Origin of the sequence: Ornithinimicrobium ciconiae (genome assembly GCF_007197575.1) — a bacterium.
In the GTDB taxonomy this organism is placed as follows: Bacteria; Actinomycetota; Actinomycetes; order Actinomycetales; family Dermatophilaceae; genus Ornithinicoccus; species Ornithinicoccus ciconiae.
The window spans coordinates 3,056,581-3,068,879 of sequence record NZ_CP041616.1; the positions used below are offsets into that span (position 1 = coordinate 3,056,581).

11 protein-coding genes are annotated in these 12,299 nt (G+C 69.4%); 5 read left to right on the top strand and 6 right to left on the bottom strand.

What is annotated here, in order from left to right; translation table 11 throughout:
- Positions 1-33: 33 nt before the first annotated feature.
- Entirely contained in the window at positions 34-756 is a 723-nt protein-coding gene (locus tag FNH13_RS14050; RefSeq protein ID WP_143784001.1) for a PIG-L deacetylase family protein, read from the top strand.
- Between the two features lie 210 nt (positions 757-966).
- Here the strand turns inward: FNH13_RS14050 and FNH13_RS14055 are convergent, their stop codons facing one another.
- Positions 967-1,800, bottom strand: coding sequence for an Fpg/Nei family DNA glycosylase (locus FNH13_RS14055; RefSeq protein ID WP_143784002.1), 834 nt, complete (start codon positions 1,798-1,800; stop codon positions 967-969).
- A gap of 58 nt (positions 1,801-1,858) precedes the next feature.
- Here FNH13_RS14055 and FNH13_RS14060 point away from each other — a divergent pair, with 58 nt between their 5' ends.
- A complete protein-coding gene (locus FNH13_RS14060; protein WP_143784003.1) occupies positions 1,859-3,751 on the top strand; it encodes a hypothetical protein in 1,893 nt (630 codons plus the stop codon).
- Between the two features lie 5 nt (positions 3,752-3,756).
- Here the strand turns inward: FNH13_RS14060 and FNH13_RS14065 are convergent, their stop codons facing one another.
- Together FNH13_RS14065 and ppc are read right to left on the bottom strand one after the other, a co-directional pair.
- The gene (locus FNH13_RS14065) at positions 3,757-4,305 is read right to left on the bottom strand and encodes a DUF488 domain-containing protein (protein WP_143784004.1); all 549 of its coding nucleotides are present in this window, start codon (positions 4,303-4,305) and stop codon (positions 3,757-3,759) included.
- Positions 4,306-4,516: 211 nt separating this feature from the next.
- Positions 4,517-7,264: a phosphoenolpyruvate carboxylase gene (ppc, locus tag FNH13_RS14070; protein WP_143784005.1), complete on the bottom strand. Its 2,748-nt coding sequence runs from the start codon at positions 7,262-7,264 to the stop codon at positions 4,517-4,519.
- 66 nt (positions 7,265-7,330) lie between these two features.
- On the opposite strand from ppc, the gene FNH13_RS14075 reads away from it, so the two are divergent.
- From FNH13_RS14075 to FNH13_RS14085, 3 genes are all read left to right on the top strand, one after another.
- Positions 7,331-8,035: a class I SAM-dependent methyltransferase gene (locus FNH13_RS14075; protein ID WP_228266413.1), complete on the top strand. Its 705-nt coding sequence runs from the start codon at positions 7,331-7,333 to the stop codon at positions 8,033-8,035.
- Positions 8,036-8,078: 43 nt separating this feature from the next.
- Complete coding sequence (locus FNH13_RS14080; protein ID WP_228266414.1) at positions 8,079-8,462, top strand: HNH endonuclease; 384 nt, start codon at positions 8,079-8,081, stop codon at positions 8,460-8,462.
- Positions 8,463-8,586: 124 nt separating this feature from the next.
- Positions 8,587-9,261: a PepSY domain-containing protein gene (locus FNH13_RS14085; protein WP_143784006.1), complete on the top strand. Its 675-nt coding sequence runs from the start codon at positions 8,587-8,589 to the stop codon at positions 9,259-9,261.
- A gap of 47 nt (positions 9,262-9,308) precedes the next feature.
- Here the strand turns inward: FNH13_RS14085 and FNH13_RS14090 are convergent, their stop codons facing one another.
- The 3 genes from FNH13_RS14090 to FNH13_RS14100 are packed head-to-tail and all read right to left on the bottom strand — an operon-like array spanning position 9,309 to position 12,256.
- Positions 9,309-9,815, bottom strand: a complete 507-nt coding sequence (locus FNH13_RS14090) for a DUF3830 family protein (protein WP_143784007.1) — start codon at positions 9,813-9,815, stop codon at positions 9,309-9,311.
- 27 nt (positions 9,816-9,842) lie between these two features.
- Complete coding sequence (locus tag FNH13_RS14095; protein WP_321169199.1) at positions 9,843-11,276, bottom strand: amidase; 1,434 nt, start codon at positions 11,274-11,276, stop codon at positions 9,843-9,845.
- Positions 11,273-12,256: a D-2-hydroxyacid dehydrogenase gene (locus FNH13_RS14100; RefSeq protein ID WP_228266415.1), complete on the bottom strand. Its 984-nt coding sequence runs from the start codon at positions 12,254-12,256 to the stop codon at positions 11,273-11,275. The genes FNH13_RS14095 and FNH13_RS14100 overlap by 4 nt, the downstream gene beginning before the upstream one ends.
- Positions 12,257-12,299: the final 43 nt, after the last annotated feature.

A 12,299-nucleotide genomic window follows, 5' to 3' on the forward strand; every position in this document is an offset into this window, starting at 1 on the left:
GCGCAACCGCCTCTGTGCGCCACACTCACGAGTATGACGCTCGCTGAGTTCCCCGATGACTGGCAGTCCGCGCTGTGCGTGGTGGCGCATCCCGACGACCTGGAGTACGGCACCGCGGCGGCGGTCGCCGGATGGACTGCCGCGGGCAAGTCCGTCAGCTATCTGCTCGCAACCCGGGGCGAGGCCGGGATCGACGGCATGTCCCCCGAGGAGGCGGCTCCGGCACGGGCCCAGGAGGAGCGTGACGGCGCCGCCGAGGTCGGCGTCGACCGGGTGGACTTCCTCGACTTCACGGACGGGATCGTGGAGTACGGCCTGCCGCTGCGCAAGGCCATCGCGGCGCACATCCGCCGGGTCCGACCGGAGCTGCTGGTGATCGGCACCTTCGAGGAGTTCTTCCCCGGCGGCTTCGTCAACCAGGCCGACCACCGCGCCGTCGGGCTGGCGGCGATGGATGCCTGCGCCGACGCCGGCAACCGCTGGATCTTTCCCGAGTTGCTCGGCGAGGGGCTCGAGCCGTGGGGCGGGATCCGCTATGTCGCGATCGCGGCCTCGACGCAGCCGACCCACTACCTCGACGTCACGGACACCTTCGACCTGGCCGTCGCCTCCCTTGAGGCGCACCAGCTCTACAACGAGGGGCTCGGCCCGGACTTCCCCTCACCCCGCGAGCTGCTCACCGAGATCCTCGGGATGGAGCACCTGCGGGAGTACGGCGACAAGGTCTGGGCGGCCCAGCTGATCAACCGCCGCTGACCCCCGCAAAAATATAGGGGTTTCGTAGGTCCACCCCGCCTTCTTGCAGGGGTTTCGTAGGTCCACCCCGCCTTCTTGCAGGGGTTTCGTGGGTCCACCCCGCAAGGTCGGAGACGTTCGCGAAGATCCGCGCGCCCGTCCGCGGCATAGACGAAACCGCTATGTTTTTGCATGAGGCAGGGACGAAACCTCTCTATTTTTGGCGTGGGACTAGCTCCGACGCTGGCAGTTGCCGCACCAGAACATGTTGCGCCCGGCCACGACCTTGTGCCGCACGTGCGAGCCGCACCGCAGGCACGGCTCCCCGTTGCGCTGGTAGACGGAGAAGTCACGCGGCACGTCGACGGTCCGCAGGTCCTCCCCCGCAGCCAGCGCGTCCGCGACGTCCTGCAGCACCTCATCACGGGTGATGATCCGACCGGTGCGCACGCCCCAGGGCATGAGCTCGGACAGGTCGTCCCAGATCGCCTGCCAGGTGGCCGCCTTGATCCGCTCCCCCGGCAGCGAGGGCTTGATCCGGAGTCGCCACAGCACCTCGCACCGATAGATGTTGCCGACCCCGGCCAGCACGGTCTGGTCCATGAGCAGCTCGGCGATGGTCCGGCGGGAGGCATGGATCTTGGCCCAGGCCTCATCTGGGTCGGACTCGACACGCAACGGGTCCGGGCCCTGCCGGGCCACGAGCGCCTCAGCCTCCTCGGGGGTGAGAGCCTCGCAGGCCATCGGTCCGCGCAGGTCGGCGACCGTGCGGTCGTCGAGCAGCCGCAGCCGCACCACCCCGGTAACTGGCGGGTCTGACTGTCCCTCGACCGGGGAGAGCACGAACGTGCCGATCAGGCCCAGGTGCACATAGAGGACCCGCTCGCCCGCGAAGTGCAGGAAGAGCAGCTTGCCCCACGCGGAGCCGCGCTCGACCAGGTGCCCGTCCAGCAACGCAGCCCCCTCAGCGAACCGGCCCTGGGGGCTGGTCACCGAGGGCGCGTGCCCGGCATACGCCTCGGTGAGTTCCCCGGCAAGACGGTGCAGTGTGTGTCCCTCAGGCATGCCGACATCGTCACAGAGCCTGCCCAGCAATCGTCACCGGGTGGTGAATACTGCGGGCATGACGACCGCGGAGGCGCCCTCGACCGACGTCTCCGACAGCGGCCCGGAGGCCGAACAGACCCCCTGGCTGCTGCGCGATCCGATCCGCACGGGCTTCCTGGCGATTGTGGCGCTGATGGTCGCGGTGCGGTTCAACATCCTGCGCGACAGCCACTTCGTCACCGACGACTTCATGCTGCAGAGCCGGGCCGTGGAGCACGAGCTCGGCTGGGACTACCTCACCCGGGTGCACACCGGCCACTTCGAGCCCATCGGCTTCGGCTTCATGTGGCTGCTGACCAAGGTCGCGCCGTGGAACTGGGACGTGGCGATGCTGGCCATGCTGGTCGCCCAGGTGCTGGTCGCGATTCTCGTATGGCGGATGCTCACCGAGCTCTTCGGACGCCGGGGCCTCATCCTGATCCCGTTCGCGCTCTACTGCCTCACACCGCTGACCATCCCGGCCTTCACCTGGCTGTCGGCGGCCATCATCTGGCTGCCGCTGACCGCGGCCCTGGCCGGTGGCATCGCCAACCACGTTGTCTACCTGCGCTCGGGCAAGTGGGAGGACGCGGTGTGGGCAATCTTCTGGTACTGCTTCGGGCTGGCCAGCTTTGAAAAGATCGTCATCTACGTCCCCTTCATCGCCGTCCTCAGCCTGGCCGTCTCCCCCACCCTGCGGATCACATTGCGTGACATCCTCGGACTCCTCAGACGCACCTGGCTGGTGTGGGCCGGCTATGCCGCAGCGAGCGTCGTCTATCTGGTGATCTATCTCGACGGGTCCTCCCGTGCGGAGGCCAGCACCGACGTGATCGCGCCGTCTGTTGATCAACTCGGCGACTTCGTCTATATGAGCCTGTTCCGGACGATGATTCCCGGCGCGCTCGGCGGGCCGTGGGACTGGTTTCCGGTCAGTTATGCCGGGGCGATGGTCGACTCGCCCCGGTTCTTCGACTGGGCCTGCTGGATCGTGTTCGGGGCGATTGTGGTCCTGTCCCTGCTGACGAGGAGGCGGATCGGACGGGCCTGGTTCGCGCTGCTGGTCTACGTCGGTGGCTCGATCACGGCGTTAGCAGTCGGCAGGGTCGCGCTCTCGGGTCCGGCCGCTGCCCTGGAGACGCGCTATCTCGCGGACGCGATCGTCCCGCTCATCGTGGTGGTCGGCATGTGTCTCATGCCACTGGACGATGAGGAGGATGCCTGGCTGCCCAACGCCCGACGCTGGCTGGCGGCGGTTCCCCGGTCGACGCTGGTCTGGGTCAGTGGCGTCGCCTGCACGGTGTGGTTGGCCCTCGCGCTGCACAGCGCCAACGGCTATGCCGAGTTCGCTGCCGGAAATCCCCACAAGGACTTTGTCGAGACCACGCGCCAGTCCCTGGCCGCTCTTCCTGAGGGCAGCCAGGTCTACAACACCAAGGTGCCCAACGGGGTGATGGACGGCCTGTTCGACGAGTGGATCAGCGTGCACTCGTTCGTCGCACCCGTTGCCGCCGAGCAGCAGCGCAGCGACATGGCGTCTCGTGAGGTGTTCACGCAACCACTTCTCCTCGCGCCGGACGGCACTTTCCAGGCGATGCGGGTTGACGGCATAGCCTCCCCCGAGCCCTTTGAGGGTCTTTGCGGCTGGCAGTCCGAGGGCGGTCGCGTGGCTGTCCCACTCACCGACACCGCCTTTGAGTGGGACTGGGCAGTGCGCATCGGCTATCTCGCAGGTAGCGACACGCAGGGCACCGTCCGCCTCGGGAGCGCGTCGCAAGAGGTCGAGCTGCACGAGGGGCTCGGCGAGCTCACCGTGCACCTCGTCGGAGGGGGGTCAGAGGTCGTCATCGACGGCCTCGACCCCACGGTGAACGTCTGCGTGGGCGACGCCCAGGTCGGCAGCCCCGTGCCCGCACCTCCACAGGAATAGCCGACCTAGGGCTGGTCCGGATAGGTGACGTGCCCGTCGTGCACCGTCGGGGTCGCCCCCCACTGCCCGAGGACGTGCTCACGGGTCGGGCCACCGGCGACCAGGTGGCGCACGGTCCACCCCTGGGCGGTGAGAGCGTTGGAGATGAGCAGGCGGTGGCACCGCCAGGGCATCGGCTCACCGCACATGATCGCCACCCGACGGGCCTGGCCGAGCTCGGTGAGGTCAGCCAAGCCATCACGGAAGGCGTCGGTGAGCGTGTAGTCGGCGTAGTTCTTGAAGCTGGCGTTCTGCCACCCTGCGTTGATGCTGGGGTCGATGTCGGGCTGACTGCGCCGCCGACCGGCGAGTGCCGGGAGGTGGCGGTAGTCGACGCCGTGCTCCGGAAGCCACTGCGCCATCTCGGCGCTGCCGAACTGCGGGTTGCGGCGCGAACCGGGGTGGGCCCGCACATCGACGAGCAGGTCGATGCGCGCTGCGTCCAGGGGCTCCAGGAAGGTCGGGATCGGACAGGTCCAGTGCCCGATTGTCCACATCTCCCGCGCGTGCGTCATCGGCCGGGTCAGTCCACCCTGTGCAGGGCGTCGCCCTCGTGCATCGCGATGTGGTCGCCGACCGCAAAGTCTTGGCTCATGACGTGCCTCCCGTGGGTCCTGGTCTGTTCAGTTCCCTCCACTGTGACAGGTCGACGTCACGTGTCCACCGGTCGCTGGGTCAGGTCCCGGAGCGCCACCCCACGGGCTCGGCCGAAGTGCGGGGGGCGGCTCAGCCGGTGTTGCGCAGGCCTGCGGCAACACCGTTGACCGTGATCAGCAGCGCACGCTGCAGCTCCTCAACCTGGTCCCCGCCGCCGTCGTCCTCGCGCAACCGCCGCAGCAGCTCCACCTGCAGGTAGGAAATCGGGTCGAGGTACTGGTCGCGCACAGCCAGGGACCGCTTCAGCACCGGCTGGTCATCGAGGAGGTCCTCCTCCCCGGTGAGGGCACGCAGCTCGGCGACGGTGAGCTCGAACTCGGCCCGGATGTCCTCGAAGAGGTGGCGCAGCTCGGTGGGAACGAGCGTCTCGACATAGAGCGCCGCGATGTCCAGGTCGGTCTTGGCGATCGTCATCTCGACGTTGGAGACCACGGCGCGGAAGAAGTGCCAGTGCTCCATCATCTCCCGCAGGGTCTCCCCGTGACCGGCCTCGCGCACGGCCCGCAGACCGGACCCCACGCCATACCACCCCGGGATGATCTGCCGGGTCTGCGTCCACCCGAACACCCAGGGGATCGCCCGCAGCCCCTCCAGCCCCTTGCCCGCGTCCGGGCGCTTGCTGGGCCGGGAGCCGATGTTGAGCGCCCCGAGCTGGTCCACCGGGGTGGCGGCGACGAAGTATGCCGGCAGGTCAGGATCGTCGATCAAGTCCTGATAGGCGCGGTAGGCCGCGTCGGAGGCGGAGTCCATCACGGCGCCCCAACGCTGCAGCTGCTCGGCGGTCGAGCGGGCGTCACGGTGCAGGGCCGAGGCACGCAGCACCGCGGCGAGGGACAGCTCGAGGTTCTCCTTGGCCAGGGCCGGCAGGGAGTACTTGTCGGAGATGACCTCACCCTGCTCGGTGAACTTGATCTCCCCCTCCAGCACCCCGTGCGGCTGGGCCATGATCGCCTCGTAGGTCGGGCCACCACCGCGACCGACCGAGCCGCCACGGCCGTGGAACAGCCGCAGCCGCACCCCGTGCTTGGCGGCGACGTCGCGCAGCGCCCGCTGCGCCTGGTGGATGCTCCACTGGCTGGTCAGCACGCCGGACTGCTTGTTGGAGTCGGAGTAGCCGAGCATCACCTCCTGCACGTCCCCGCGCAGGCGCACCAGCTCGCGGTAGGCCGGGGTGCTCAAGAGCGCGTCGACGAGCTCGGCGGCGCCGCGCAGCTCGTCGACGGTCTCCAGCAGCGGCGCAAAACCGATGTGTGAGAAGGCGTCCTGCCCCTCAGCAGCCCCGTGCACGTCGAGCAGTCCGGCCTCGCGGGCCAGGACCGCCGCGGCCAGGATGTCGTCCGGTCCCTGCGTCATCGAGATAATGTAGGTCTCGATGACCTCGGGCCCATAGGTCGCGACCGCGGTGCGGATCTCGTCGAAGACGGCAAGCGTGCGGACACGTGGGGCGGACGGGGTCAGCAACGGACGCGGGGAGGCCAGCTCGGCGGAGAGGATGGCGAGGCGCTCGCCCCGGCTGGTGTCGGCATACGGCTTGTAGAGGCCGCCCACCGCGTCCAGCATCTCCCCCACAGCGGCGTGGTGGTGCTCGGCGTGCTCCCGCACATCCAGGGTGGCCAGGTGCAGGCCGGAGCCAGCCAGGGTCTGGGTGACCCGGGCCAGGGGTCCGTCGGCGATCAGCTCACCACCGTTGCGGCGCATCGAGTCGGCGACCAGGTCCAGGTCATCGAGCAGCTCGCTGGTGGTGGCATAGTCCCGACCCGGCTCGTGGGGCGAGCCGGCGTTCACCCGCTTCCGGGTGTTCATCAACTTGGCTTTGATGCAGGTCAGCTTCAGCCGGTAGGGCTCGGCGGCGTTGAGCTCCTTGACCCGCGGGTCCAGACCGGGCAGGTGCTCCAGGTCCTTGGCCAGCGAGGCCTCCAGCTCAGGCTCGACGTCGACGATCACCGTCGAGCTGGACAGGCGGGAGGCCAGCACGTCGACCATCCCGAGGGCGAGCCGGATCGCGTGCTGATGCTGCAGCTCGAGCACCTCGGCCGTGACCTGCGGGGTGACAAAGGGGTTGCCGTCGCGGTCGCCGCCGATCCAGGTGCCGAAGCGCACCGGCGGATGCCGCCGGTCGACCGCGACCCCGTGCTGGGCGAGCAGATCCCCCAGGTCACCCAGCAGGTCAGGGACGGTCTCGGCGAGCACCTCGTCCAGGTAGTACATCGCGTTGCGCGCCTCGTCCATCGGCGTGGGCCGGTTCTGGCGCAGCTCGTCGGTCTGCCAGATCAGGTCGACCAGCTCGGCCAGCCGTCGGTCCTGGCGGCGCCGCGCGACGCTGCCGGCCTCGGTGGTCACCGCGAGCTCATCGGACAGCCGGCGGATCTTGGTCAGCACCGAGCGGCGGCTCGCCTCCGTGGGGTGGGCGGTGAAGACCGGCCGCACGTCGAGCTCACCCATGACGTCGGTGAGCAGCTCGGCACCACCCGCCTCGGCGATGGCCGTGATCGTGGTCTGCAGCCACCCCTGGTCCTCCGGGCGGTCCGTCAACGAGCGCACCCGGTGCACCTGCTCGGCGGCGTTGGCGAGGTGGAAGTATGCCGCGAAGGCCCGCACCAGGTCAGTCGCCACCTCCAGGGGCAGGCTGCCGAGGAGCTCTCGCACCTGCGCGGCGGCCGCCTCGTCGCCGGCCTGGCCGGCCTTGGTCTGCAGGCGCACCTCCTCGACCCGGTCCAGGAGCTCCTGCCCGTGGTGGCGCACGAGGGACTGGCCGAGCAGGGTGGACACACGTCGCACGTCGGCACGGAGTTCGGGGCTGATGGGATCCTGGCTCACCGTGCGAGCCTACCGAGCGCGCATTGCCGTTTGGGGGTCGGTCCTTCCAGACGCAGGATGTGACCCGTGGACCTCTCAGACTTTGTGCGATCCGGCAACCAGGGCGCGAACCCCGCGCTGTATGACGTCGAGAACGCCGCGATGGACCGGCACGGTGAGTTGTGGTCGGCACTGCAGGAGCTGGCTCCGTGGCAGGACCGGGTCCTGCTCGACCTGGGCTGCGGATCGGGGTTCTGGCTGCCGCGCTACCAGGATGCGGCCGAAGTCATCGGCGTCGAGCCGGACACCTCGCTGTTGGGTCTGGCTGGGGACCAGCCGGGGAACGCCCGCGTCCTACACGGCTCGGCCGAGCACCTCCCGCTGCCGGATGCGTCGGTCGATGTGGTGCATGCCCGCTTCGCCTATTTCTTCCCGCACCAGGACTTCGACCCCACCCCGGGCCTGGTCGAGGTCGGGCGCGTGCTCAGGCCCGGTGGCAGCCTCGTCGTGATCGACAACGACACCGAGCACGGAGAGTTCGCACAGCTCCTCCGGGCCAGCCTCTGGGCAGCCAGCCAGGGGCAGGACACCTACGCCAGCGACTGGTGGAGGCGCAGGGGTGGACACACGACCGCAGTCATGAGTTCCTGGGAGTTCGACTCTCGCGCAGACCTCGAGGCGGTGCTGCACCTGGAGTTTCCCGACGACGTGGCCGGCACCTGGCTGCGGGCCCACCCGGATCGCACGCACCTCAGCTACGGCTATCTCCTGCACACCTGGACACGCGACTGATTCAGGACCCCCCGGAGTGGGGCTTCGGAGGTAGCCTCACCGCGTGGCATCACGCAGACGAGCAGTGGTCTACGCCCGCCGCCGTAAGGCCCGGATGGCCAGGGTGGAGCACGACCTGACGGACGAGCAGTGGACTGCGCTCACCGGGGCCTGGGGCGGGTGCGCGTACTGCGGCGATGGTGACGGCCGGCTCCAGAAGGACTGCATGCTGCCGGTGTCTCGTGGAGGGCGCTACACGCTCACCAACGTCGTGCCCGCCTGCGGTTCCTGCAACGCCAGCAAGTGCAACACCGAGGTCACGACGTGGATGCGGCGCAAGAGACTGGACGAGCGCGTCTTCCTGGTGCGCCAGGCCGAGATCGTCACAGAGATTGTCACGGAGGTCGTCACGGAGATCGTCACGGTCATCACCACCCGTGAGCCCTGAGCATCACCACCCGCGGCCCCTGGACAACGGGCACCGGACGACCACTCGCCCGGCCGCAATACCGCAGAGTATGAGAACCTTTTCATGAGAAGGCCTCTCACTTTGCCCTGCCAGAATTCATGCCATGAGGAACTCAAAGCGACTGACCCTGACCACCGCTCTGGCTCTCACCATGACTCTCGGCCTGGCAGCCTGTGGCGACAGCGAGCCCGACACCGACGCCCCCGCGGATGCCCCTTCCGCGAGCACCCCGGCAGAAACCGGCGCCGACGAGACGACCACGGATGACGCGGCGGACGACACCGCCGCCGACGACGGGTCCGGCGAGACCGCCACCGACGACACAGCCACGGATGACGCCGCTGACGCGACCGGCGGCGCGGCGGACGACCTGACCGCCCTGGGCCTGGCCGCCATCGACACGGCCGAGGCCGAGACCGGCGGGACGGCCTACGAGATCGACGACCTGGACGACGACGGCACCTGGGAGATCGACGTGCGCGTCGACGACCACTCCGTCGAGGTGACCGTCAGCAAGGACGGCACCGAGGTGCTCGAGACCGAGCAGGACGACCTGGACGACGACGACCGGGCTGCTCTGGACGCGGCGACGATCACGCTGCAGGACGCCATCGAACTGGCCATCTCCGAGGTCGGCGGTGTGCTCGACGACGCCGAGCTCGAGGGCGAGGACGACGGCAACCCGCACCACTGGGAGGTCAGCGTCGACACCGACTCGCGCGACGACATCGAGGTGCTGATCAGCGTGACCGGCGAGGTGCTCGGCACCGACAGCTGATGCGGCACCGGCCGCGTCGTCGGGCCGCCCCTCCGGGCCGGGCAGGCTCAGTCCTCGTGGGAGCGCGCGAAGGTCAGCGTCTCACCCCGCGCCCCGCCCATCCACACGTCCTGGCAGGCCGCCGCCATCTCCGCCAGCCCCTCGGTGATCTCGCCGAAGACGTTGCCCGGCACCCACCCCTGATCGCCATTGATCAGCAGGTTGTTGCGGCCATAGAAGATCGCCAGGTCGATGATCCCGGTGGCAGCCCGGTGCTCCTCCTCGGTCTCATAGCCATAGGCCGGGTTGCCCAGGTCGTCCCCGGAGAAGGTGAACCAGCAGAGGTCGCCGGGGATCGGGGTGATCGTGGTGTTCTCCCGGCCCGGGTCGCGCTCGGCGAACGGCTCATAGAGCCCATAGATCTCGTTGCGCGCGTACTTGCCGTGGAAGACCGGCGCCGACAGCGGCAGCGCGTCCCAGACGGCCGAGGCGGTCCGCGGCGCGGCCTCGTCCAGCAGCCGCGCCGTGCAGCTCACGCCGCGCTGCTCGAGGGTGATGGTGATGAAGCGGGCCATGGGAACCTCCGTGAGTGAGTGCAGCCGTCAGGACAGCAGCGTGGGCCGGGCCAGGTGCCAGTCGGTCGCCCGCTCGTAGGCCCGACCGGCGCGCAGCGTCAGGGCCTCCGCGTGCCGTGGCCCCACCAGCTGCAGACCGACCGGGCGGGCATCGGAGGTGAACCCGCAGGGCACCGACAGTGCCGGTTGCTGGGTCATATTGAACGGGTAGGTGTAGGGCGTCCACGACGTCCACAGCGTCGAGGGCCAGCCGTCGGGGGCGTCCTGGCCCACCGGGAAGGACGCGATCGGCATCGTCGGGGTCAGCAGCAGGTCGTGCTGCTGGTGGAAGGCTCCCATGCGCACCCCGAGGTCCATCCGGATCGCGCTAGCGTCCAGGTAATCGGAGGCCGACACGTCCGTGCCCAGCTCAATGACAGCCTGCCGCAGACGGGGGTCGATGCGATCCAGGGCTCCCTCGCCATAGTGCTCGACGACCTTAGCTGCACCGGTGAACCAGAGGGTGTGGAAGGCGTCGACGCAGTCGGTGATGTCCGGGTCGACCTGCTCGACGTGGGCGCCCAGCTCGGCGAACACCCGGGCGGCGGCGGTGACGGCCTCCTCAACCTCTGGGTCGTTGGTGCCATAGCTCAGCGTCGGGGAGTAGGCGATCCGCAGGCCCTCGACGCCGTCCTCGATCCCCTCCAGGTAGGAGCTGGCCGGGCGGTCCAGCGCCGCCCAGTCCCGCGGGTCGGGCTGGGCGATGATGTCCAGCAGCAGCGCGGCATCGCGCACCGTGCGGGTCATCGGGCCGGCGTGCGAGAGCGTGCCGTAGGGACTGGGCGGAAAGAGCGGGATCCGGCCGAAGGTCGGCTTCAGGGCGACAGTCCCGGTGAACGAGGCGGGGATCCGGACCGACCCGCCGCCATCTGTCCCGATCGACCAGGTGCCCATGCCCAGTCCGACCGCTGTCGCGGCACCGCCGCTGGAGCCGCCACTGGTCAGGCCGGCGCCCCAGGGGTTGCCGGTGGCCCCCTGGCGGATCGAGTCGGTGACGCCCTTCCAGCCGAACTCCGGCGTGGTGTTCTTGCCGAGCAGGACGGCACCGGCCTCGCGCAGGCGCGCGACAGACGGCGCGTCGGTCTCCCATGGACCGTCCTGGTCGGTCAGGGTGCTGCCGCGCAGCGTCGGCCACCCACTGGTCAGGAACAGGTCCTTGATCGTCATCGGCACGCCATCGGTTGGGCTCAGTGGCGTGCCGCGCGCCCACCGCTGGGTCGACTCGCGCGCCGCCGTCAGTGCACCGTCCTCGTCGACGAGGACCATCGCGTTGACCGTGTCGTTGTGAACGGCGATGGCCGCCAGTGCCGCCCGGGCGGCGTCCTCCGGGGTGAACTCCCCGACACGGAAGCCGCTCGCCAACTCCTCGGCGGAACACAACGAGAGGTCCCGACCCTGCGGCATACGTCCCGATCCGGTCACGGCGCTCCTCCTGGCACATAGCCCAGCTGCTTGTCCACGACGTTCTCCAGGGGCTCATCGGCGAGCCAGCGCTCCGCGTTGGCCAGGAACTGCCTCGCCAGGGTGTCGCGCCACCCGACGACGTCACCGGACATGTGGGCACTGATGACGCACCCCGGCGCCTCCCACAGCGGCGAGTCGGCGGGCAGGGGCTCGACCTCAAAGACGTCGAGGGAGGCACCGGCGATCTGCCCGCCGGCCAGTGCCGCGGCGAGGTCTGCCTCCACCACGCTGGCCCCGCGCCCGATGTTGACCAGGTGCGCGGTCGCCTTCATGGCCGCGAGCACCTCAGCGTCGATGAGTCCCGTCGTGGCCGGTGTCAGGGGCGCCGCGTTGATCAGGTGGTCGCACCAGCCCACCTCGGAGGCCAGGTCCGCGCTGGCGACGACCGTGCCGAAGTCCGGGTCGCCCTCGCGGGCAGTCCGGCCGGCGCCGCGCACCTGCATGCCGACGGCGCGCAACAGGCGGGCGATCTCCCGCCCGATGGCACCGGTGCCGATCACCAGGGCCCGTGAGCCGGCCAACCCCTGCGTCTCGCGGTGGCGCCACACGTGCTGCTGCTGCAGCCGATAGCTCTCATGCACGAGCTTGGCCTGGGCCAGGACGCTGGCCAGGACGAACTCGGCGATCGGGCGGTCGAAGGTCCCCCGAGCATTGGTCACCGTCACCTCAGAGTCGCGCAGCTCGTCGAAGAGCAGACTGTCGACCCCTGCCGCCGCGACATGGATCCACTCGACCCCGTCGCAGTGCTCCCAGACCTGGGACAGCGCCGTGGAGAAGAAGTCCCAGAGGAAGAGCGCCTGAGCGCCCTGGACAGCCTCGCCGAGACCCGCAGCATCGGTGAATCGCAGGTCGGCTCGACCCTCGAGCGCGTCGAGAAAAGGGGGCCGGTCGTCGGCACTCTCCCCCAGGACGACGATGACGGGACGGGACCGGGACACGCGGCCAATCTAGTGGATCGTGGTGTCTGATTGTCAACAATGT